Consider the following 22,795-nt stretch of genomic DNA (forward strand, 5'->3'; position numbering starts at 1 on the left):
TATCACGCTGAGAAAGGAGAAATAGCCATGTTACATAACATTAATCGAACAACAGGAGATAAAGTTTTTGATAGCTTAAATGTTTTCCTCATTTTAATTTTCACATTTATTATATTATATCCTTTAATGTTTGTAGTTTTTGCTTCCGTGAGCGATCCAAGATTAGTTTTTTCAAATCCAATACTTTTATGGCCAAGAGGGTTTCATCTTGAAAGCTATATAACAGTATTCAACAATCAAGATATTTGGAAAGGTTTTTTTAACTCTGTTATTTATACGACGGTTGGTACCACAATTAACATTTTTATGACAGTATTGGGCGCGTATCCATTATCAAGAAAAGATTTCTATGGCCGTGGGATAATTACTTTTATCATTACATTCACAATGTTCTTTAGTGGTGGATTGATTCCTTTATATTTGGTTAATCAATCGCTCGGTATTGTTAATTCCATGTGGGTACTTGTTCTTCCTGGAGCTATTAGTGTATTTAACTTAATTATTATGCGTACATACTTTCAAACGAGAATTCCTCGCGAATTAGAGGAAAGTGCTTTTATGGACGGCTGTAATAACATAAAATTGCTATATAAAATTGTACTTCCCCTTTCAACACCGATTATTGCTGTTATGGTCCTTTTTTACGGTGTTGGCCATTGGAATAACTATTTTGAAGCTATGATATATATTTCCGATCGTGGCAAATATCCCTTGCAGCTCATTTTGCGCGAAATATTAATTCAAAACGAGCTAAAGGACATGCTATCTGTTGCCACTGATGGTGAGTATGCAAATCGAATGATGTCGAGGGAGGGAATTAAGTATGCCGTTGTCGTAGTTTCTACATTACCATTACTGATTCTATACCCTCTTTTATCTAAATTCTTTGAAAAGGGAATTTTAGTTGGTTCAATTAAAGGTTAAGACCGCCTCACATCTCTTGAAAGGGGGGAGAAACGAAATACATGTTATCCAAATTAAAAACGTGGAGGGTGGAAAAATGAAGAAATTTTTAAGTGCTTTTTTATCTATTACACTAGTTTCTGTTATTTTGCTGCTTACGGGCTGCCAATCTAAGGAGCCTGCATCAAAAGACAAAGAATCAGATGACAACAGTTTTAAAATTGCCCGTAAAGGTTTTAATGATGTCCATCCAGCATCAAAGGATTTATGGATGTGGAAAAAATACGAAGAAATGACAGGTGTTCATATCGAATGGGAAGAAATTCCTGACGCAAGTATGGATGAACGGAAAAATATTATACTCGCATCCAATGATTTACCAGATGCATTTTATCAAATAGGATTTTCCCAGGATGAGTTAAATAAGTACGGGAAACAAGGCCTCTTCATACCATTAGAGGATTTGATTGAAGAACACGCCCCTAATATAAGGGAACTTTTTAAAGACAATCCTGATATTAAACAAGCGCTTACGATGCCCGATGGTCATATTTATTCCTTACCATATGTCGACTTTTCAAAAGAATATGCTTCCATTCGCTATTATATCAATAAGAAATGGCTAGATAATTTAGGACTTTCAGTTCCAGAAACAACAGAGGAATTTGCAAATGCCTTAAAAGCGTTTGTAGACAAGGATGCAAATGGAAACGGAGATTCAGATGATGAGCATGGTTGGTATATGTCAAGCGGTACACTTAACTGGGCATTAGAAAGACAGTTATTTGGTAGCTTTGGGATGGGCAATGGTGGTGGAAATGCAGCAGAACAATTTATTTATAAAGATGAAAGCGGTGAGCTTCAAACAATTTTTGATGATGAAAAGTATAAAAAAGTATGGAAATATTTAAATGAACTTTGGGTGGATGGAGCACTCCATCCACAAACATTTTCTGGTGCTGACTATGCCCAGTGGGTATCAGATGCTAACGAAGATAAAGTTGGGGCTTTTTCGTGGGTAGGGCCTGGATATATCGGAGAAAATATTAGAAAAGATTTTGTTGGGATAAACGCATTAAAAGGACCAGAAGGCGACCAGCTATTAAACTGGTTAGATCCTCCTACAAGAGGTATTTCTTCATTTATTATAACAAATGTTAATAAAGATCCAGCGGAAACACTTAAATGGGTCGATTATTTCTACGGTGAAGAAGGTTCGATGTTTGGATTTATTGGTCTGGAAGGAGAGACTTACAATCTAGTAGATGGAGAGCCTGTTTATATTGATGAGATTAAAGATTACAAAGGAGGGCAGCAGCTTGGTGCTTTCCAGTATGTTGATAATGTTTACGGCGGTGGCTACCCGTATGTTGAGCCACCAGTAGAACTTCGCGTCGGAATAAGAGGAATGACTATAGAGGATGATATACAGGCAAACGCTGAAGAAACAGAAAAATATGCACCTGATGAATTATGGCCGACTTTTGCACCGACAGAAGAGGAAAGCAATGAATTAAGTGCCATCTTTACAGATATCAGCAACTATATTGAAGAAATGCGCGCTCAATTTATTACAGGTGAATTAAGCCTTGATAAAGATTGGGATAATTATGTAAATACATTAAAGAAAATGGGATCCGAACGGTATCTAGAAATTAAAAGGGAACAATATGAAAGATATAAAAGTTCTAACTAAGTAATATGTATTTGCAGTTTAGAAGTAAAATAGGTACACTGATGTCTATTTATCACCAGAATTTTGAGCTCTTTAAAGAAGCACGCTGAGAATTCTGGCTCCTTTCTCTAAATAGGTTGTATACACTATTAAAATTTATATATTGATAAAAATAATATTTAGGAGAATTTATTATGGAAAATACAACTAAAATAACATCAGGTAATCCAGTTTTCCCAGGATGGTACGCGGATCCAGAGGCAAGGATTTTCGATAATCTATACTGGATTTATCCAACTTATTCAGCTTCATATGATGAACAAACATTTTTTGATGCCTTTTACTCAGAGAATCTAGTGGATTGGACAAAGGTAGAACGTATTTTGGAACTTAAGGATATCTCATGGGCTAATCGAGCGTTGTGGGCACCATCCCCAATTGAACGGAATGGAAAATACTATTATTACTTTGCTGCCAATGATATTCAGAGCAATGAAGAACTCGGTGGGATAGGAGTCGCAGTTTCTAATCGACCTGAAGGACCTTTTAAAGACGCTTTAGGTCGACCATTAATAGACAAATTTCATCACGGTGCTCAACCAATCGATCCACATGTATTTATAGATGATGATAATAATGCTTATTTATACTATGGAGGCTGGGGATATTGTAATGTTGTTAAATTAAACGATGATATGATAAGTATTGGCACTTTCGAGGATGGGTCCATTTATAAGGAAATTACGCCTAGTGGATTCGTTGAAGGCCCTTGCATGATAAAAAGAAATAACAAGTACTATTTTATGTGGGCAGAAGGCGGTTGGGGTGGTCCAAATTATTCAGTTGCATACGCTATTTCCACATCCCCGCTTGGACCATTCGAAAGAGTTGGAAAGATTCTAGAACAAAATCCGGAAGTAGCTACAGGGGCTGGACATCACGGAATGATTCAAATACCTGGCAAAGATGAGTGGTATATTGTATACCATAGAAGGCCTCTAACTGAGACGCAAGCAAACCATCGTGAGGTCTGTATCGATCGACTATATTTTGATAAAGATGGATATATTATCCCTGTAGATATTACATTTGAAGGTGTATCCAATCGACCATTATTAAAGGAAATATAGAATAGCTAAAATTTACATAGACATTAAAGATAGTAGTGACTTTTTGATCCTATCAAAGGTTGATGATCATATAGTGCAAGATCATTCTTGTACTATATGAATTTTAAAAAACAGCTCTCCACCGCATCACTGCGATGAAGAACTGCCTCACTTAATAGAATCAATGAATCGCTGAAAGGCTTCTTGCCCCTCCTGCGTCCGTTTATAAACTCCCGCATGTTCAAGGACAGTAGAAAACACACGTCCTACTTCGCTTCTAATAATATCTTGCACATTTTCTTCATTTATATCACTATGTGCTTCTTTAATTCCTAGAGCCCATGAAGCATGCTTATTCGTGAGTTCGTCGGTACGTAGTTGCTCGTAGGCTGACTCAAGTAAATAAGTAGCTACTTTATGCAGTTCTTCTTTTAATCTACCTGGCAGGACTGCTAGCCCCATTACCTCGATTAAACCAATGTTTTCTTTTTTTATATGATGAACTTCTTCATGCGGATGGAAAATCCCCATTGGATGTTCATCATTTGTCCGGTTATTGCGCAAAACAATATCAAACTCAAAGTTTTCGCCGGAACGTCGGACGATTGGTGTTACAGTATTATGTGGTTCCATATCACTAAATGCGTGAATATCAGCTCCTGGATCACTGTAGTTTTTCCATGCGTTTGTAATATAATCTGCAAGTTCAGCGATTTGGTAACGATCTTTTCCACTTAGACGAATGACGGACATTGGCCAGTGGACAATCCCTGCCTCCACCTCTTCATACCCTTCGATAGTAAAGGTCGATTCCAACTTTGCTTTTGCCATTGGAAATGCATGGTTTCCACCTTGGAAATGGTCGTGGCTAAGGATGGATCCGCCAACGATTGGTAAATCTGCATTCGAGCCAACAAAATAATGTGGGTACTGATCGACGAAATCTAGTAGTCGCTGAAAACCGACTTTTGATATTTTCATTGGTTCATGTTCTCCAGAAAACACAATCGCATGCTCATTGTAATACACATATGGTGAAAATTGGAGATACCATTGTTCCTCATTCAGAGATACGGGAATGATCCGATGATTTTGTCTCGCAGGGTGATCGACTCTCCCAGCATACCCCACGTTTTCCTTACATAACAAACAGTCCGGATAAGCAATCTTTACTTTGTCTTTTTCAACTGCAATCGCAACTGGATCCTTCTCCGGTTTTGATAAATTGATTGTAATTTCTAGATCTCCATAAGGTGTTCCTGCATACCAATGTTCATTTTTTGCTACTCTATCTGTTCTTATATAATTAGAGTCTTGTGATAAACGATAAAAATAGTTTGTCGCCTCTTCCGGACCCTCAGATTGATACAATTCATTAAAGGTTCGAATCACTGTGGATGGACGAGCAATAAATGCAGCCATTATTTTAGTATCGAGCATGTCACGGTATGTGATCGTATTATGCGAAATTTTTCTATTCTCTGCGGCCCAATCTAAAATTCGTTTTAAAATGAGAACAGGCGATTCATCATTTATTTGCGCTACTTCAACCGATTTCCACTCGTCAAGACCTAATGTTGCTAGCAAGTCATTGCGAACAAAGTCGACATCCCATTTTTCAATTAAACCCTTTTTCAATCCATATTGTATGAGTAGCTCTAATGATTCATATATATCCATGGATATACCTTCCTCCTTCATCTCACTGTCCGTAGCCTTCAGGATGTTTCTGGAACCATGCCCATGCACTTTCGATCATTGACTCTAATGATTCAAATTTCGGTTTCCAACCTAGTTCTGTTTTTGCCTTTTCTGATGAAGCAACAAGTCTAGCTGGATCACCACCACGGCGTGGAGCGATAACTGCTGGAATTTCCTTGCCAGTGACTTCTCTAGCAGCTGCAAGCACTTCGCTAACGCTATATCCATTACCGTTACCTAAATTATAAATAGCGCTCGTACCAGATTTACGCAATTTTTCAATCGCTAAAATATGTGCTCCAACCAAGTCGATGACGTGAATATAATCCCTAATACATGTCCCATCAGGTGTTTCATAATCATCACCAAAAATAGAAATCTGATCACGTTTACCTAGAGCGGCTTCTAAAATGATTGGGATTAAATGTGTTTCCGGATTATGATCCTCTCCGATCACACCATTTGGATGTGCTCCCGCAACATTGAAATAACGAAGAACAACATAGTTGATTCCATATGCCTGTTCACTCCACTTCAACAACTTTTCGATCGCAAGCTTCGTTTCACCATATGGATTTGTTGGTACAGTTTCAGCTGTCTCGGTGATTGGGCTTTCCTTTGGTTCACCATACGCTGCAGCGGTGGATGAAAATACAATGTTTTTTATGCAATGCTTTTGCATTGCCTTCAACAAAGAAATCGCTCCGCCAACATTATTATCATAATACTGCAATGGCTCTTGGACGCTTACGCCTACAAGTGAATCGGCAGCAAAATGCATGACAGCATCGATCTTATTTTCTGCAAAAACAAGATCAAGAAAAGATTCATTACGTAAATCACCTTTGTAAAATTTAGCCCCTTCTGTTAATGCAGCAGCATGACCTGTTTGCAGATTGTCCACAACGACAACATCTTCTCCGTTTGCAATCAATTCCGCCACAGCATGACTACCAATAAACCCAGCTCCACCACAAACTAAAATCGCCATCAATGATTCCTCCGCTTCCTTTTGCTATTTATAAATATTATTCAACAAAGCTAGGGAGAGGCCTAGCACTAGCACCATCGCCAATTTTCACGATATAAAAGTCGGCTTTGATTCCCGTTTTTGTTTCGTATTGTTCGCCCACATTTTTTATGAATTCTTCGCTTTCTTCTGTATTTACAAGATTGATCGTGCAACCGCCAAAGCCTGCACCTGTCATGCGTGCACCAACGGCACCAGCATTCCAAGCCGCTTCAACGAGCGCATCCAACTCAGCGCCTGTCACAGCATAATCATCTCTTAGTGAAATATGTGATTCATTCATCAATTTTCCAAATGCTTCAATATCTCCACCATTTAACCTCTCAACAGCTGCCAATGTTCGCTGATTTTCATAAACCGCATGTTTTGCACGTTTACGATCTACCTCATCTTGAATAAGATGTTTATTTTCTTCAAACAGATCTAGCGATAAATCTCCAAGTGAAGCAATCTTAAGCTCGCTCTGTAACTGATCTAAGGCACGGTCACATTGCTCTCGTCGCTCGTTATATTTAGAATCAGCTAAACCACGACGCTTATTCGTATTCGCAATAACGAGCGTATGTTTCTCAAGACGGATAGGGCTATATTGATAATCTAATGTTTGGCAATCTAGTAATATAGCATGGTCAGCTCTTCCCATTCCGCTTGCAAACTGGTCCATAATACCACAATTCACACCAATGAATTCATTCTCTGCTTGCTGTCCCATTTTAACAAGCTTAACCATATCTTGGCGAAGATCAAATAGATCATTTAGCATGACAGCGGTTACCATTTCAATGGACGCTGACGAAGACAAACCTGCACCATTAGGGATATTGCCAAAGTATAAAACATCGAATCCAGCATCTAGCTTAATATTATTTTTTTGGAAGATGGCAGCTACACCTTTCGGATAGTTCGCCCAATTATCTTCTTCCTTAAAAACAAGCGATTCCAAACTTACTTCAATAACTCCGTGATCAGGAAAATTGATCGAATAAAAATGCAACTTCTGATCCTTTCTTTTTCTTGCCACCGCTGTGGTTCCTATATCAAGTGCACATGGAAACACATGGCCTCCGTTATAATCTGTATGTTCCCCAATTAAGTTGACACGTCCTGGGGCAAAATAACAATGAATTTCTCCCTCTGCACCAAATACTTCTATGAACTTCTCTTTTAACTTTTCCATCATGACACCTTCTTTTTATTTATTTTCAAAAAAATACTTTGTTAATTAATTTAATTTACTTTTTATGTTATAATAACTTCATCATATTTGCAATGGTTTTCTTATAAAAAGGTGGTATTTTATGAAAAAGGGTAGCTTTCAATGGATGGAGTCGCTAAATCGATCCATTGTTTTAAATAAAATTCGCGTTGGTGGTCCGATTTCTCGAGCAGAAATTGCTAGAGATACAAAACTGACTCCACCGACTGTTAGTAAACTGGTGAGTGAATTATTAAGCTCTGAACTAATAATGGAAAGTGAAATTGGTGAGTCACTTGGTGGACGTAAGCCAACGATGCTTATTATTAACAGCGACCGTTTCTTTGTCATTGGTTTAGATATTGGAACGAAGTCTGTTCGCGGGACTTTGACGAACTTAACTGGAGAGTTGATAGAACATAATCATTGTCCAATACCTAAATTGATCACGAATGATACACTTGTTATTTTAATAAAAAATGTCATTAGTCAACTTATTTCAGCACACGAAGATATAGAAGTAATTGGTATCGGTGTGGGCATGCACGGGGCTGTCGATGTGGATAATGGTATTGCACTATATGCTCCAATGCTCAACTTGAAAAATGTGATGTTAAAGTCTGAACTCGAATTAGCATTTGATTTACCTGTAATAGTAGATAATGATGTTAGAGCAATGGCTTTTGGAGAATATTGGTACGCACATGGCGAAAGCAATGAGAATATGGTGACGGTCAATCTTGGACATGGTGTCGGCGCTGGAATTATCTCGAACGGGAAACTTTTTCACGGTGAACATGATCTTGCCGGAGAAATTGGCCATATGACAGTCGATCTATCAGGTAAACAATGTTCATGTGGAAATATTGGCTGCTGGCAGACACTTGTTTCTGGTCCCGCAATTGCTGATGAAGCCAAACTTGCTCTCGCGCGTGGAAGAATTAGTATATTAGAAAATAAAGATTTGGAAGGAAAAACAGTGTACGATGCAGCGGTAGCAGGAGATCTGTTAGCGATTGAAATATTATCAAAAACCGGAGAATACATTGGTATAGGTCTAACTAATTTAATTCATATATTAAACCCCGAAAAAATTATTATTGGTGGTGGCGTATCTGGTGCGAGTAAATTTATTTTACAAAACATTAAAGAAGCTATTAAGAATAGAGGGTTGACGGAACAAGCACGATCGACTGAAATTTTTTGTTCTAATAGAGGTCCATACAGCACAGCAATGGGAGCAGCTTCCCTGATGTTAGCAAATGTCTTTTTAGAAAACTAACTGTCATTGACTTTCCTTTTCTCACATACATCTAAACTGATGACGATTTTGAGGGGGAATGCTTATGGATGTACGTGTTCGATCCGGCGATACGCTTTGGCATTATAGCCAGCTATTTTATATACCGCTAGTATTACTAATTGATTCAAATCCAAACATCGATCCAAATGCACTTCCGTTGGGTGAATTCGTTAAAATACCCGGTTTTTTAACGAACGAATACACGATTCAAAACGGCGATACTTACTGGAAGCTAGCACGTGCACGAAATGTAGACATCGATGTTTTAATGCTATTAAATCAAGATGCAAACCCAACCCATTTGAAAAAAGGAACAATCATCCGGTTACCATCAAGGGTGACAAATATTATCGTTAACGGCAATCAAGCATATGATTTTCAAAAAATGAGTAATGATTTAAAACAACTTCGATCCATTTATCCGTTTATGAAATGTGATAATATAGGAAAAAGTGTACTTCAATTACCACTTCATCAAGTAAGGATTGGAAAAAGTAGTAGAAAGGTAAATATCAACGCTTCCTTTCATGCGAATGAATGGATTACGACACCAATTCTTATGAAATTTTTAAATGAATACTTACTCGCATTAACAAATGGGCAAACCGTTAAAGGAATATCTGCTCTTACTCTATATTTCCGATTTCAGCTATTCGCTGTTCCTATAGTGAATCCAGACGGTGTAAATCTCGTGTTGAACGGTCCACCTGCTCCTGTAAGGGAGGAAGTGCTTACCATGAATAAAGGTAGCAGTGATTTTTCCGGCTGGAAAGCGAATATTCGTGGAGTCGATTTAAATAAACAGTTTCCTGCAAAGTGGGAACTTGAAAAAGAGCGCAAACAGAAAGAACCCGGCCCCCGTGACTTTTCAGGTTACGCTCCCTTATCACAACCAGAATCGCAAGCAATGGCAGCATTAGCCGAGCAAATCAAATTCGAGCGACTGCTAGCCTTACACACACAAGGAAAAGAGATATACTGGGGCTATGAAGGCCATGAACCAGCCGAATCAGAAATACTTGCAAACGATTTCTCGATGGTGAGTGGTTATAAGGCTGTTCGTTACGTAGACAACTTCGCTGGATATAAAGATTGGTTTATTCAGCAGTTCCACAAACCTGGATTTACACTAGAGCTTGGAAATGGGCAAAACCCGCTACCCATTGAACAATTTGATGAAATTTACGAGCATGTATCAGGCATTTTTGTGAGGTCACTTATGTAAAAAAAGCGCAAGCGATCTGTTCAGACGTACAAATTGCTCCCACATGAAGTTAAGTGCGTTGTCGCCACGTCACGTTTAGGAGGTGGCACTAGTACATCCTGTACGTTGAAGCTAGAACATCAAAACTGCAAAACTTATACTTATCTTGAAAAAAAGTTGACTCGATTATGAGTCAACTTTTTTTAAACCATATTTTTCATATAAGCTAATCGCTTTATGATTTGCTGTTTGCGTGGTTTTATCAGCCGCTCGCAACTATTGATTGGCCACTTGGTGTTCTTATGAAGCCTCTCGCGACTTTTTACTGGCCACTCGGCATTTTTATGAGCCGCTCACGACTAATTACTGGCCGCTCAGCGTTTTTATGAGCCACACACAACTTTTTACTGGCCACTCAGCATTTTATGAGCCGCTCACGACTTTTTATTGGCCACTCGGCATTTTTATGAGCCGCTCGCGACTAGTTACTGGCCACTCGGCATTTTTATGAGTCTTTCACGACTAGTTACTGGCCACTCGGCATTTTTATGAGCCGCTCACGACTAGTTACTGGCCACTCGCCATTTTTATAAGCCACTCACGACTAGTTACTGGCCACTCGCCATTTTATAAGCCACTTACGACTTTTTATACATGCGAAACAATCAACATTGCTTTGCCGTCTATTTCAAATTCACCGGAATTAGCTGGAATGATGAAATGCTCGCCTTTTGTGATAGGATATGTTTGTCCAGCTAAGGTTAATGTTCCCTCGCCATCTAACACACTGGCCAATAAAAATGGTGTAAATTCAAATTGTGCTTTTCCGTCAATATCCCATTTATAGACAGTAAAGTACTCCGCTTCCACGAATTTTGTTATATCGGCACCTGGGATTGTGCTTTGCTCTGGAGTTGCCACTGCATCACGATGTGGAATTGTACTTACTGCTATCGATTTATCTATATGTAGTTCACGTAATTTTCCATCTTGACCAACACGATCATAATCATATAGGCGGTAGGTTGTATCAGAACTTTGCTGCGTTTCAAGCACGACGGTTCCTTCACCTAACGCATGAATTGTTCCACTTGGAACATAGAAAAAGTCCCCTGGTTTTATCTTCACTTTTCGCAATAATTGGTCCCATTCTCCTTTTTCAACCCGCTCTATAAATGCTTCTTTCGTATTAGCATTATGACCGAATATGATTTCCGCATCTTCGTCACAATCTACTATATACCAGCACTCTGTTTTTCCAAGTTCCCCATTTTCATGAAGGTCCGCGTATTCGTCATTTGGGTGAACCTGTACAGATAAATCTGTATTCGCATCTAAGATTTTTGTTAAAAGTGGAAATACCTCCGTATCATAATTTCCGAATAATTCCGGTTGTTCTTCCCAAAGATCAATTAACGTTCTTCCGGTAAACTCTCCGTTCTTCACGATGGAAGGTCCATTCGGATGTGCAGATATCGCCCAACATTCTCCAGTTAGATCAGATGGAATATCATACCCAAATTTTTCTTTCAGAGCAGTACCGCCCCAAATTCTTTCTTGAAATACTGGTTCTAAAAATAATGGTTGTTTCATTTCTATCATCCTTTCAATGCATATCTAACCTATCTCATATTTTAACTCACTTTAACTTCTATTCATATGTTGCTGTTGTTTTTTCTTTATGTATATAAGGCCAAATAAGGCGAGCAGTGCGCCAATAGAATCTAGTCCAACATCAAAAATAGCACCTGTACGATCCGGTAAAAACGCCTGATGGATTTCATCAGTTATAGCGTAAATTGTTGTAAGCAACCAAGCCAACCACAACTTTTTTTGTTCAAAACCGTTATAAAATAAAATGGCAAGAAGTCCGTATGCACTTAAATGAACGAATTTCCGAAAAACCACATTAACAAATACAGCCTGACTATCTGTAAGTTGAAAAAGCTGCTGAATGAGGATTCCGGTATTACCTCCCGTTGCGGAAGGAGATGAGGCAGCTAAATAAATAGCAACACACCAAATAATTGCAACTGCTAACCAAAGGTATTTTTTGTTTATTTTATGTTCACCTACTTTTCTGAGAATATAGTGGGCCCCCTTTGGGTTTTCTAATTCCAATGTTGTTTTGTACAATTACTTTAAAAGGTCTATCCATGGATCCATATAGAGTTCCTCTTAGACAAGGATAATCTAATATTAACATTTCTTGCAAATAAAACTCTACCTTTGCAGCGCCTATCCCCCAATATCTCATATCAATTTTCTTTCGATTTTTCACTGTTTGCTCCGAAGCTCATCTGATTAGCGGTCTGCACAGCGCCCAAACATACGGATAAATTGATTTACTTGAATTGGTGTCCTCTTTTTCTAACATATTTCATACTCCATCTCACGTTGATGAATAATACTACTAGTCTTATAAAAAAGGCATTATGCCTTTTATTCTATTTATTGAAAGTAGTTCTGTCTATACGGAATATAGCTTCTACCTACATTATTTAATGGAATCCTAATTGAGCTTACCAAAAATAAAAAAAGCCTATAAAACATGTTATTTATTTACCTTATTAGTACGAAAAGGATTAGTCTCAGTATTGATATTCCGATCTTGGGTATTATGTTGACAATTAAACTGAAAACATTAAAAAAAAGATAGGGTCAAATCGAATAGCACTTTTATTTTTAAAACTTTCAAAAAAGAGGTAAGATGAGGATGAAGACAAAACATAGGACCATTTCCATTCTGGATCCCATTTTTAGGTGGTGGATCAATCATGCATAAATATCAACTACAATTTCAGTCTGTTTGGGAACAAACAATGTCCGATGATCAAAAAAAGAAATTCGCTCGTATCGTCTCTTCTCTTCCTTTTGTAGAAAACCAATTAACAACTAAATCAGTGATCGCAAACTATAAAGAAAATGGTGGGTTCGTTGTAACTGTTTTACTTAATAACGGTTATCCACATTCTTTTGAAATCCATCAAGCCTTCGTAAAAGTTACAAACTCAGATAATGTTTTAATAGCTGAAGGAAGATTCAAACCCGGACTTACTATTGATCGACATTGTTCACAGCCATGGTCATTTGTTTTTTCAAAAGAAATGGTACTACATCCAAACGGAGCGTTATATCAAGTTAATGTGGAGGTTTTTACTAATGATTAATGTACTTTTTGTTTGTCTAGGAAACATATGCCGCTCACCAATGGCAGAAGCAATGTTCAAGGATATGGTGAAAAAAGAAGGACTAGAGGAGCAGATTTCTACTGATTCTGCAGGTACTGGAGATTGGCATATCGGTTCTCCCCCTCATAAAGGAACATTAAGTAAACTGAGTGAATACGGAATCAATGCTGAGGGGCTCGTTGGGAGACAGTTTGCGAGTGAAGACTTTGAAAAATTTGATTACATCGTCGGGATGGACGAAAGTAATATCCGCAATATGTACGAAATACTCGGCCAGCCAAAACATCCAAAAATCTTTCGCTTGCTAGATCTAACAGATCATAAATCTGATGTTCCTGACCCTTATTATACTGGTGATTTTCAGGAAACGTATGACCTTGTTGGCGAGGGCTGTAGAGTATTGCTAGAAAAAATAAAAGAAGAATTATAATATGAAATCATGCTGCATCTGATAAACATGGAATCACGAGTCACTCTTGAGGTTATACGCGTTTTTGGTAAAAAAATAAAAGCATGGGCTGATTTTCGAAGGCAGCCATGCTTTTTTTGATTTGGGCGTTTTATAGCAGCTAAACCATCTTACTTTCTCTGTTCATTCCCCCATAATTTGCTTCCGTTCCCCATTGCTCTTCTCCATTCATGACGCCATTTGTGTACATCAGCTACTGTAATTTCCGGCATATTTTGACGATGTATCTTGCTAGGTATAGGTGGGAATATCTTATGTGGCTCTGTTTGATACCAATAAGATACTGTACTTAGATCTAATGTCAGGTTATTATCATGTCCATGTTCTATACTGGCGCGTAATGATTTATTAAAATAAATAGGATCTTCTAGAAGAAATCTGTAACAGTGTGTTCTTCCCATCCATCCGAGTTTATCGGGAACTCTGGCATATCCAAAGTATGGATGAAGGTAAAGTTCATTTGGACACCAGGAACTGTTAAAAAAGTCCTCTGTCCCTGTTCCATGTAAAGATCCTGGCCATGTTTCTCCATCAACCATAAACATATCGTCCCCTTCTCCATACCACATTGGACCAGGGCTATCTACATAATAATTCACACCAACAAAATGGCCTGTTCCTTCAATATCTGCAAATAGATAATTATGCTCATCTGTTTTATTATTCCCTTGTGGCCCTACAACACCCCATTCAGTCTCACCCGCTTTAGGATTTACTCCTGTTAACTCCTTGTTCCACCATGCATGAAAACGTCCTGCTGATTGTGGCATTGACGGATGAACCTCATAATCAATGTAAAAATAGAAACTATCAATGTTTACATCCGCTTGATTTTCAATTGTAATTCTTGCTCCATTTCCGAAAGGCATTGGAAAATAACAATTTAAAGCTTTACCTGCTGCTGGTGCCGCAGCCAATGGAAGTGAAATGAAGTTGTATTCCTCTCCCCACCCTTGTCCAAAAAAGTCACCGATGGGAGACTCAACACTAGGATTCTCTTCGCCATCCCAATACATCCTTATTATTGCATTCCGGCGAATAAAAGGATCTAGAGTAGCAATCGTTATCCATATATGCTTAACAATACCCGCGCCATTAATATTAGCAATCTCAGAAATTTCTCCAGACTCTATGACAATTTTATCTGAATTTCCTCCAGTTTTATCATAACTAGAAACACGTTTAGTTTTTATATCCGCTTTTATCTGATAAATATTACCTAATGGTCCTAACATATCGCTACACCTCTTTTAATTTTTTTAATATCATCTCTGCTTACCCTTTAATACCAGTCATCGCAATCCCCTCAATGAAGTATCGTTGTCCCATAAAAAACACAATAATAACAGGCAAGGTTACAAACGTAGCAGCTGCCATTAAAATCGGCCAACTTTGTACATACTGCCCGGCTGCCAATGAAGCAATAGCTAAAGGGAGTGTTTTCATAGAATCACTACTTATTACTAGTAATGGAAATAAAAAGTCATTCCATGCACCTACAAAGGTAAATATCCCCAATGCTGATAAAGCTGGCTTACTAATAGGGAGAACAATTTGAAAAAAAATTCTAGCTTCTCCAGCACCGTCAATCCTCGCCGCATCCAAAAAATCATCTGGAATATTTAACATAAACTGTCTCATAATGAATATCCCAAATGCTGTTGCTAAACCTGGTGCGATCAAACCATAATAAGTATCTAAAAAACCTATATTTTTTAAAATTAGATATACTGGTATCATTGTAACTTGTCCAGGAATCATCATTGTCGAAAGGAGTAAAAGAAAGAGTAGTTCCCTTCCTCGAAACCTAAATTTTGCGAATGCATAACCCGCCATACTATTGAATAATAAACTAAATATCATAATTGTTGATGTAATAAAAACACTATTAAATATATATCTACTGAAATCAGCGATCTTCCATGCCTCTATATAATTATGCCACTGCATATCTTCTGGTAACCATGTAATTGGAATTGTAAATACGGTTTGATCCGTTTTTAATGAGGTTAATATCATCCAAATAAATGGTATTAACATCGTAAACGCTCCCAGAAATACAATAATAACGACTGTTAACCTTATTGGTATACGTAGCGATTGTACTAAACTTTTCTTTTGCACACTTTCTTCAGAATTAGTATCAGAAGCCATCAAAGAAACCCCCTATTGTTTAATTACTATAATTATCTTGTATATTATTAGTAATGTACTCTACCCATAAATCTGTATTGAATCAGAGTAATTGCCAGAATTATTAAAAATAAGATCATTGATAAAGCAGACGCATAACCAAATATCAACTCTTTAAATGCCTTTTGATAAATATAAAATACAATAGCATATGTGGATTGTGCTGGGCCTCCACCAGTAATAATGAAAATTTGATCAAAAATTTGAAATCCACCTATAACTCCCATCGTACAAACAAAAAAAGTCGTTGGTATTAAAAGGGGCCATGTAATAAATCGAAATTTTTGAAGTGAATTTGCACCATCCATTTCTGCTGCTTCATAATAACTTTTATCAATCCCCTGTAATCCTGCTAAGTAGATAACCATATTAAAACCTATCGCTTTCCAAACTCCAATGATAATTAACATTGGCATTGCTAACTTTGGATCACCAAAAAATTGTTGATTGGAAATCCCAAACGTTGATAACCACTCATTAATTGGGCCAAACTGTGGATTAAAAAGCCACATCCATACAAAAGCTACTGCTACCATCGAAACAATAGTAGGTAGAAAATATGTAGCTCTAATAATATTTTTAAATGGAAACCATTTCTTATTTAATACAATTGCAATTGCTAATGAAATAACTACTGCTGGAACTAACGATCCGAATACATAATACACCGTTACAAGGAGTGACTTTATGAATAATTCGTCCTCTAATAAGTAAGCGAAGTTTTCTAAACCTACAAATTTAGCTGGATTCAATGCATCGTAGTTAAAAAAGCTCAATCCCAAACCTGCTACTGCAGGTATAGCAACAAAAATAAGAACTATTGTAATAGCTGGAGCCATAAATAACCATGGTGCAATATTTCTCGATGTTAATTTTCTTTTTCTATTTACCACTTTTATTAAATCAACAGAGGTTATTCCTTTATTCATTTCTGACATTTGCTTCACCCCTAACTATTAATTTCTCATAATGTATGATATTTCCGTAATGTACAGCACAAGAAGTTATCCTTGTGCTGTACAAGTACTTCCTACTTTTGTTGCTGTTTTATCGACTTATTGATATTTTTTGTAGCTTTTTCTAGTGCCTCTTTTGGTGTAACTTTTGAACCTTCTACCAATACAGATTGAATCGCATTATCAACTTCCGGCCCATAAATAGATGTATAAGGACCTATCCATTCTTGGGTATCCCACTCGTTTTCAAATGTATCGATAATCCATGCACCTTTATCTTCAAATTCTTCGGCGTCCATTCCTGGAATGTCTTTGAATCCCGTCACATTCTTAAATTCGTCACTTTGCACTGCTGAATATCTAGCTGGAGGTGCAACCCACAAAGTTTGCCAATACTTAGTTAATGCCTCTTTCGATGATAAATATTCAGCTAGCTTATATGCGGCATCTGGCTGTTTTGAATCATTATTTACTCCCCAGAGAACGGATCGAGCAGTGACTACCTTCCTTTCTCCTGCTGGAAAACTAGTAGCTTTGAATTTTAAATCTGGTGCAGCTTTAGTAATGGATGGGGAGATCCAAGAACCCTCAATAAACATAGCTGCTTTTCCCGTTTGAAAGTATACATCTGGTCCAATTTGTCCCATTTCGGATTGATAAGGAGTTAAATTGAAGTCGACCATTAACTGCTTCCAATATTCTAACGCCTTAATTGATTCATCAGAATCGACCGTTGATGTTTGCTTGTCTTCACTCCATAAAGATCCACCAAATGCCATGACATAATTACTAAAAGTAAAGGAATTCCATGCTTGTACTAAACCATATCGCTCAATTTTGTCTCCATTTTTTTTCGTTAACTTTTCAGCATCTTTTAACATTTGATCTAATGTATAATCGTGATCAGGTTCTTTTAACCCAGCTTCCTTAAAGGCGGCCGGGTCAAAATATAAAGTCAACAAAGCTTCATCTTGTGGAAGTCCATATGTTTTTCCATCTTCTGTAGCTATATCCCATACAGTTTTTACAAAGTCATCTTTATCTAGAGCCGACTTAGTAATATAGTCATCTAAAGGCAATAACATCCCTTTAGATAATAGCTGAGGTAATCCATCTCCTCCCACCCTCATTACATCAGGAGCATTTCCTCCAGCTGCCAATGTGATCAATTTTTCTTGATATTTTGTATAGTTATTAAAAACTACTTTAATATCAGGGTTTTGCTTTTCAAATTCCGGTATATATATATCTTTATATAGAGCGTCTTCCCAAGGCATCCCCCAAACTGACATGCTAATTTTGGTTTTCCCACTATCACTGTCTCCTGAAGCTTTATCATCAGAACTACACCCTGCGATTAACGCCATGACCAAAAGAAGCATCAGTCCTATATTATATTTAGCTTTCATGTTTATCCTCCTTGGAATGATTCGTCTAGTGAAAAGTTGTGGTATTAAATCTAGATGATGTGGTTTTTCATTGCAAAACAACCTTAACCTTAATTTTCAGCAGTAAGTTATCACACAATGTTGTAAGAGTTCGTAGATGATCTTGAGGAAATACTTCGTTGCTATTCGCCATATTAAAGTTTGTGGTTTTTTAATGGCGAGAACAAATGCTATGCAGCAGATTAAATAATTGATCCCCTATGGTGTTTGTAATTTTTTCTCATTATTTTTCTAAATTACTGTCACCTCCATTTGGTAAATTAAACACATATTTATTAATAAACTAGGAACTTCTAATAAACCATATCCTCAATTAACCCCCTCCTTTTTTGAGGAATTCTGTTTAGGCGAGTATACCGGTACATAATAGGTAATCGTTTACACACAGTTTAAATAAATGAGTAAAAATAATATTAATACTCATTTATTTGGAAAACACGCCTATCATAATACCTGATATTATGAATTCCTATTCCTAGTACAATAGTAGATCTTTATTGTCTGTTTACAATATTCCATTTAATTTATTCGTATGTCATATTAGCTACGGCTTAACCTACAACGCCGTATATCCCCCATCAACAGAAAATACAGAGCCTGTAACAAATGATGATGCTTCGGATGCTAAGTATAGGGCTATCGCACCCAACTCATCAGGCGTACCTGGTCTTCCCATTGGGGTTGAATTCATCCACGTTTCAACCATATTCTGATTCTGTTCGAAAAACTTTTTTGTCAGTTCTGTTTTCATATAACCCGGTGCTATTGTATTGACTCTAATATTATGCTGCGCCCATTCCATCGCCAAACTTTTGGTAAGCATAATAACTCCCGCTTTCGATGCATTATAAGAAGACTGACATTGTGGAGTATTAGCAATCAACCCTGACATGGAAGATATATTTACAATGCAACCTTTCTTTTGCTTTATCATGACTTTTCCAATAGCCTTGGAAACGATAAAAACACCATTTAAATTAATATCAATTACTTTATACCAATCCTCAAAAGACGTATCTTCAGCTTTTTCATTAATGACGATTCCTGCATTATTGATTAACACATCAATTTTTCCAAAATGATCTAATACATCATTCACCATTGCGTTTACTTGGTCTTCTTTTGTGACATCCATAGCTAAAGCAATTGCTTCTATTCCTTCATTTCTTTTTAACTCGTCAGCCGTTTTTTGAGCTTCACTAAAATTGATATCTGCAATTACAATATTTGATCCAGCTTGAGATAGTGCTGTTGCCATTGCTTTTCCCAATCCTGTAGCAGCACCTGTAATAACCGTGACTTGATCTTTTAGATTAAATCGATCTAATACTTTCATGATTGTACACTCCTCTGATCGGTGATAGATTTACATTGTTCTTTTAAAACGTCCTCCGGTTTTATTATCTTCCTTCCATAGAGCCACGATCTTTTAATATTAGTTTATATAATTTCAAGTTCATCTTTACTTGAAAGCTTCGGAAAAACAGTATGTGGTTCTAATTGATACCAATACGCAACAGACGCAATATCATCTTGTAACGGAAGATACCTTCCTTCAGAGCGCCAACCAAGAGCTTGAATTGTTACTTTCAAATCCTCTTCAAAGCGAATTGGATCCATCACATGCCATCTATACATTCCAAATCGTTGTTGGCTACGGTAAAGACCATCCGCTTTAATCACTTGTGGCATCCCTAGATATGCAGTAGAGTAAGCACAATACTCACCCTTAGGTTGCTCAAAATTCCAAGCGCCTCCGAAATAATCCTCTGTACCCGTTCCAACAATCGTTGGAAAATCATCATCTCCATCCATATAAAATTTAATTTCACCTTCTCCCCACCACCCATTATTGTTAACACCCCAAGCAATATATGTTCCTACATAGTGACCCACGCCTGTTATTCCATCTACGATTGTATGAACATCTTTGTATTTAAGCGGATTGCTCCTATTCCATTGAGCATGGAAATAAGCCATATCTTCAGGAATTTCCGTTAGGGCATAGTCAAATTGGTAATATAGAGGGAACTCTACTTCATCTAGATTTTCAATTGTAATCTTAGCCGATTTTCTAAATGGCATTTCCCAATAGGAGTTCATCCCTCCAGCTGGATTAACTGCGATTGGCAATGAATTCACATTACAACGTTCATTCCATCCATTACAGAAAAAGTCGCCAAATGGAACTTCGACTGAAGGCGTTTCTTCTTCATCCCAATACATTCGGATAATCGCACTTCGCCAATGAGCAGGGAAACAAGTCATCCAAATATGCTGTATCACACCCGGCCCTTCAATTTCTGCCAAAGTGATTGTACTTTTCGGTTGAAGCATAATGGACGGGGATACTTTCCATCCTTTCCCTAAGTCACGAGCAGCATTTTTCCCTGTTCCTTCTGTAGCCATTGCTCCTTTGCCTTTTTCACCTGTAAAATTTTCCGCACTAATCGACCTTGTTTTTGCTTTTGATACTCTTGACAGATTTCCCAACCCCATACCTAATCCGTTAAATTCACTCATTTTTTTCATCCTTTCGCCTATTTTTTATATGTTTCTATTAAACCCCAATACAAAATGGAAACTCGGGCAATATATTTTCTCCGTGATAATTAAATTCTTCTTTATTTTTCATATTTATATTTCCAATATATGAACACGCTTACAAATAACCTTTTAAATTACTTTTTTGATAATTGTTTGCCTAGACTCCCACCTGGATGATATAGGTGAAAGTCTTCTTTAGTGAAAAACTTCAATTTCGAAAGTGCAATTGCTAAAGCATCCCCAATAACTAGAGTAATAGTTGAGCTTGTAGAAGGTGCTAGCCCTAGGTGATCAGCTTCAGATACGTACTCATAAGTTAAGGCAACATCACATGATTTTGCTAGCGTAGACGCCCCCTTAGAAGTAATCGCAATTTTTTTAGAGCCTATTTTAGATAGGGATGGAAGAAGATTTAACACTTCTACAGTTTCACCACTATTAGATATCAAAATGACAATATCTTCTTTTTCAATCATGCCTAAATCACCATGCACCCCTTCTGTACTGTGCAGAAAAAATGCAGGGGTCCCTGTACTTGCGAGCGATGCAGCAATTTTCTTACCGACATGCCCTGATTTACCTACACCGGTAATAATCACTTTCCCATTGCTATTTTGAATTAAATTTACGGCTGTTTCATAATTTGGACCAATTTGTTCTAACATTCCTTTAATAGCAGTCGCTTCTGTTTCAATGGTCTTTTTTATATCGTGTAGGACTGTCATCTCTCGTCTCCTTTATATATAGTAAATACCATTCGATTTCCATTGCTTAATGAAAAGTATTCATATTTATATTGATGCTAGGACGAAATTTTTCATGGGTAGGTGTCTGCACTTTATTTATCAATCTATCAATTAAAATTTCCCCCACACGGACACCCATCTCATATGGAACTTGTATAATGTTCACAATGCCAGGAGGTTTTAGAAATTGTGCTGCATCAGTTTCGCCATAAGATGCAACAACCAGATCTTTAGGTATGTCCTTTCCCATCCTTGTTAACTGAAGAATGACACCAAATGTCATTGTGTTATTAAAAGATAGAATTGCTGTCGGCGGCTTAATAATTCTATTAAAAAAATGTGCTACTGCTTCAATGCCATCTTCCTGTGTAAAATGACCGTTAAAAACTAAGTCGGGATTAAGTTCAACTTCATGTTCATTCATTGCATTTTCATACCCTAAATAGCGTTCCTTACCTGTACTTACATTCAATGGACCGTTGACTACGCCAATCCTCTTATGTCCTTGTTCGATTAGATACTTTGTTAATTGATATGAACCATCAATATTGTCTTCTTCAACTAAATCAAAATCAACTGCTTCATTCTCTAACTTCCTATCAATTAGAATGATTGGTACTTCTGCTTCTTTTATTTTATAAATAGTCTCTTCATTTCCACCAGATGTTGCTAAAACAATGGCATCAACCCTCTTCTCTATCAACACTTGTAACATCCTTTTTTCTTTATCGGGATTTTCATCGCCACTAACAAATATTAAGTTATAATCATGTTTTTGAATTGTATCTTCTATTCCTCTAGAAATTCTCATGAAGTATGGGTTAGATATATCAGGAATAATCACCCCAATTGTATTTGTTCTATCTGTTTTTAAACTTCTGGCAATTGCATTTGGCTGATAATTTAATTTCTTCGCAACCGAATGTACTTTTTCTTTGATCTTATCACTTGCATACCCTGTATTAGTCAGAACTCTAGATACAGTTGCAGTAGAGACTCCGGCTTCTTTAGCAATATCTTTTATTGTTATTTTATTCATTTAAGCACTTCCTAGGTGTAATCGTTTACATATTACAAATAACATTATATGTGTAATCGTTTACACTATGATAATATAAATTAACT

20 protein-coding genes are annotated in these 22,795 nt (G+C 37.1%); 7 read left to right on the top strand and 13 right to left on the bottom strand.

Annotated elements, in window-relative coordinates; all coding sequences use genetic code 11:
* The first annotated feature begins 27 nt into the window (after nucleotides 1–27).
* From MHB53_RS11960 to MHB53_RS11970, 3 genes are all read left to right on the top strand, one after another.
* Nucleotides 28–924 carry a carbohydrate ABC transporter permease gene (locus tag MHB53_RS11960; protein WP_340918520.1) on the top strand — a complete coding sequence of 299 codons (897 nt, stop codon included), beginning with the start codon at nucleotides 28–30 and terminating at the stop codon, nucleotides 922–924.
* Between the two features lie 76 nt (nucleotides 925–1,000).
* The gene (locus MHB53_RS11965; RefSeq protein WP_340918524.1) at nucleotides 1,001–2,599 is read left to right on the top strand and encodes an extracellular solute-binding protein; all 1,599 of its coding nucleotides are present in this window, start codon (nucleotides 1,001–1,003) and stop codon (nucleotides 2,597–2,599) included.
* Nucleotides 2,600–2,772: 173 nt separating this feature from the next.
* Nucleotides 2,773–3,708 (top strand): glycoside hydrolase family 43 protein, encoded by a 936-nt coding sequence (locus MHB53_RS11970; RefSeq protein ID WP_340918527.1) that lies wholly within the window; start codon nucleotides 2,773–2,775, stop codon nucleotides 3,706–3,708.
* A gap of 147 nt (nucleotides 3,709–3,855) precedes the next feature.
* On the opposite strand, the gene galT is transcribed toward MHB53_RS11970, so the two are convergent.
* From galT to MHB53_RS11985, 3 genes are read right to left on the bottom strand one after another with little or no spacing between them, the layout of a single operon-like run.
* Nucleotides 3,856–5,367, bottom strand: a complete 1,512-nt coding sequence (galT, locus tag MHB53_RS11975) for a UDP-glucose--hexose-1-phosphate uridylyltransferase (protein ID WP_340918530.1) — start codon at nucleotides 5,365–5,367, stop codon at nucleotides 3,856–3,858.
* Nucleotides 5,368–5,389: 22 nt separating this feature from the next.
* Complete coding sequence (galE, locus tag MHB53_RS11980; RefSeq protein ID WP_340918533.1) at nucleotides 5,390–6,379, bottom strand: UDP-glucose 4-epimerase GalE; 990 nt, start codon at nucleotides 6,377–6,379, stop codon at nucleotides 5,390–5,392.
* A gap of 37 nt (nucleotides 6,380–6,416) precedes the next feature.
* On the bottom strand, nucleotides 6,417–7,598 hold the full coding sequence (locus MHB53_RS11985; RefSeq protein WP_340918535.1) for a galactokinase: 1,182 nt from the start codon (nucleotides 7,596–7,598) through the stop codon (nucleotides 6,417–6,419).
* A 118-nt stretch (nucleotides 7,599–7,716) separates the two neighbouring features.
* Here MHB53_RS11985 and MHB53_RS11990 point away from each other — a divergent pair, with 118 nt between their 5' ends.
* A complete protein-coding gene (locus MHB53_RS11990; protein ID WP_340918537.1) occupies nucleotides 7,717–8,895 on the top strand; it encodes an ROK family transcriptional regulator in 1,179 nt (392 codons plus the stop codon).
* A 64-nt stretch (nucleotides 8,896–8,959) separates the two neighbouring features.
* Nucleotides 8,960–10,141, top strand: a complete 1,182-nt coding sequence (locus MHB53_RS11995) for a M14 family metallopeptidase (protein WP_340918539.1) — start codon at nucleotides 8,960–8,962, stop codon at nucleotides 10,139–10,141.
* A gap of 627 nt (nucleotides 10,142–10,768) precedes the next feature.
* On the opposite strand, the gene manA is transcribed toward MHB53_RS11995, so the two are convergent.
* Nucleotides 10,769–11,713: a mannose-6-phosphate isomerase, class I gene (manA, locus tag MHB53_RS12000; RefSeq protein WP_340918541.1), complete on the bottom strand. Its 945-nt coding sequence runs from the start codon at nucleotides 11,711–11,713 to the stop codon at nucleotides 10,769–10,771.
* A gap of 51 nt (nucleotides 11,714–11,764) precedes the next feature.
* A complete protein-coding gene (locus MHB53_RS12005) occupies nucleotides 11,765–12,241 on the bottom strand; it encodes a VanZ family protein (protein WP_340918543.1) in 477 nt (158 codons plus the stop codon).
* Between the two features lie 656 nt (nucleotides 12,242–12,897).
* On the opposite strand from MHB53_RS12005, the gene MHB53_RS12010 reads away from it, so the two are divergent.
* A complete protein-coding gene (locus MHB53_RS12010; protein WP_340918545.1) occupies nucleotides 12,898–13,290 on the top strand; it encodes an SLAP domain-containing protein in 393 nt (130 codons plus the stop codon).
* Nucleotides 13,283–13,741, top strand: coding sequence for a low molecular weight protein-tyrosine-phosphatase (locus tag MHB53_RS12015; RefSeq protein ID WP_340918547.1), 459 nt, complete (start codon nucleotides 13,283–13,285; stop codon nucleotides 13,739–13,741). The genes MHB53_RS12010 and MHB53_RS12015 overlap by 8 nt, the downstream gene beginning before the upstream one ends.
* 149 nt (nucleotides 13,742–13,890) lie before the next feature.
* Here MHB53_RS12015 and MHB53_RS12020 read toward each other — a convergent pair whose 3' ends face one another.
* From MHB53_RS12020 to MHB53_RS12055, 8 genes are all read right to left on the bottom strand, one after another.
* Nucleotides 13,891–15,015 carry a glycoside hydrolase family 172 protein gene (locus tag MHB53_RS12020; protein ID WP_340918549.1) on the bottom strand — a complete coding sequence of 375 codons (1,125 nt, stop codon included), beginning with the start codon at nucleotides 15,013–15,015 and terminating at the stop codon, nucleotides 13,891–13,893.
* Between the two features lie 40 nt (nucleotides 15,016–15,055).
* The gene (locus MHB53_RS12025) at nucleotides 15,056–15,934 is read right to left on the bottom strand and encodes a carbohydrate ABC transporter permease (RefSeq protein WP_340918551.1); all 879 of its coding nucleotides are present in this window, start codon (nucleotides 15,932–15,934) and stop codon (nucleotides 15,056–15,058) included.
* Between the two features lie 47 nt (nucleotides 15,935–15,981).
* Nucleotides 15,982–16,911: a carbohydrate ABC transporter permease gene (locus tag MHB53_RS12030; protein WP_340918553.1), complete on the bottom strand. Its 930-nt coding sequence runs from the start codon at nucleotides 16,909–16,911 to the stop codon at nucleotides 15,982–15,984.
* Nucleotides 16,912–17,003: 92 nt separating this feature from the next.
* On the bottom strand, nucleotides 17,004–18,338 hold the full coding sequence (locus tag MHB53_RS12035; RefSeq protein WP_340918555.1) for an ABC transporter substrate-binding protein: 1,335 nt from the start codon (nucleotides 18,336–18,338) through the stop codon (nucleotides 17,004–17,006).
* A 595-nt stretch (nucleotides 18,339–18,933) separates the two neighbouring features.
* The gene (locus tag MHB53_RS12040) at nucleotides 18,934–19,713 is read right to left on the bottom strand and encodes an SDR family NAD(P)-dependent oxidoreductase (protein WP_340918557.1); all 780 of its coding nucleotides are present in this window, start codon (nucleotides 19,711–19,713) and stop codon (nucleotides 18,934–18,936) included.
* Nucleotides 19,714–19,817: 104 nt separating this feature from the next.
* A complete protein-coding gene (locus tag MHB53_RS12045) occupies nucleotides 19,818–20,900 on the bottom strand; it encodes a glycoside hydrolase family 172 protein (protein WP_340918559.1) in 1,083 nt (360 codons plus the stop codon).
* A 158-nt stretch (nucleotides 20,901–21,058) separates the two neighbouring features.
* A complete protein-coding gene (locus MHB53_RS12050; protein ID WP_340918561.1) occupies nucleotides 21,059–21,649 on the bottom strand; it encodes a KpsF/GutQ family sugar-phosphate isomerase in 591 nt (196 codons plus the stop codon).
* A 46-nt stretch (nucleotides 21,650–21,695) separates the two neighbouring features.
* Nucleotides 21,696–22,709 (bottom strand): LacI family DNA-binding transcriptional regulator, encoded by a 1,014-nt coding sequence (locus MHB53_RS12055; RefSeq protein ID WP_340918563.1) that lies wholly within the window; start codon nucleotides 22,707–22,709, stop codon nucleotides 21,696–21,698.
* Between the last annotated feature and the right edge of the window lie 86 nt (nucleotides 22,710–22,795).

The sequence above is a fragment of the Bacillus sp. FSL K6-3431 genome (assembly GCF_038002605.1).
GTDB lineage: Bacteria > Bacillota > Bacilli > Bacillales > Bacillaceae_C > Lederbergia.

Bases quoted from the DNA above. Each gene is read 5' to 3' on its own strand.
- galE (WP_340918533.1), bottom strand. From the start codon at position 6,379: ATGGCGATTTTAGTTTGTGGTGGAGCTGGGTTTATTGGTAGTCATGCT.
- MHB53_RS12035 (WP_340918555.1), bottom strand. From the start codon at position 18,338: ATGAAAGCTAAATATAATATAGGACTGATGCTTCTTTTGGTCATGGCG.
- MHB53_RS12040 (WP_340918557.1), bottom strand. From the start codon at position 19,713: ATGAAAGTATTAGATCGATTTAATCTAAAAGATCAAGTCACGGTTATT.
- galT (WP_340918530.1), bottom strand. From the start codon at position 5,367: ATGGATATATATGAATCATTAGAGCTACTCATACAATATGGATTGAAA.
- manA (WP_340918541.1), bottom strand. From the start codon at position 11,713: ATGAAACAACCATTATTTTTAGAACCAGTATTTCAAGAAAGAATTTGG.
- MHB53_RS12025 (WP_340918551.1), bottom strand. From the start codon at position 15,934: ATGGCTTCTGATACTAATTCTGAAGAAAGTGTGCAAAAGAAAAGTTTA.
- MHB53_RS11985 (WP_340918535.1), bottom strand. From the start codon at position 7,598: ATGATGGAAAAGTTAAAAGAGAAGTTCATAGAAGTATTTGGTGCAGAG.
- MHB53_RS12045 (WP_340918559.1), bottom strand. From the start codon at position 20,900: ATGAGTGAATTTAACGGATTAGGTATGGGGTTGGGAAATCTGTCAAGA.
- MHB53_RS11995 (WP_340918539.1), top strand. From the start codon at position 8,960: ATGGATGTACGTGTTCGATCCGGCGATACGCTTTGGCATTATAGCCAG.
- MHB53_RS12020 (WP_340918549.1), bottom strand. From the start codon at position 15,015: ATGTTAGGACCATTAGGTAATATTTATCAGATAAAAGCGGATATAAAA.
- MHB53_RS11960 (WP_340918520.1), top strand. From the start codon at position 28: ATGTTACATAACATTAATCGAACAACAGGAGATAAAGTTTTTGATAGC.
- MHB53_RS11990 (WP_340918537.1), top strand. From the start codon at position 7,717: ATGAAAAAGGGTAGCTTTCAATGGATGGAGTCGCTAAATCGATCCATT.
- MHB53_RS11965 (WP_340918524.1), top strand. From the start codon at position 1,001: ATGAAGAAATTTTTAAGTGCTTTTTTATCTATTACACTAGTTTCTGTT.
- MHB53_RS12030 (WP_340918553.1), bottom strand. From the start codon at position 16,911: ATGTCAGAAATGAATAAAGGAATAACCTCTGTTGATTTAATAAAAGTG.
- MHB53_RS12010 (WP_340918545.1), top strand. From the start codon at position 12,898: ATGCATAAATATCAACTACAATTTCAGTCTGTTTGGGAACAAACAATG.
- MHB53_RS11970 (WP_340918527.1), top strand. From the start codon at position 2,773: ATGGAAAATACAACTAAAATAACATCAGGTAATCCAGTTTTCCCAGGA.
- MHB53_RS12050 (WP_340918561.1), bottom strand. From the start codon at position 21,649: ATGACAGTCCTACACGATATAAAAAAGACCATTGAAACAGAAGCGACT.
- MHB53_RS12015 (WP_340918547.1), top strand. From the start codon at position 13,283: ATGATTAATGTACTTTTTGTTTGTCTAGGAAACATATGCCGCTCACCA.
- MHB53_RS12055 (WP_340918563.1), bottom strand. From the start codon at position 22,709: ATGAATAAAATAACAATAAAAGATATTGCTAAAGAAGCCGGAGTCTCT.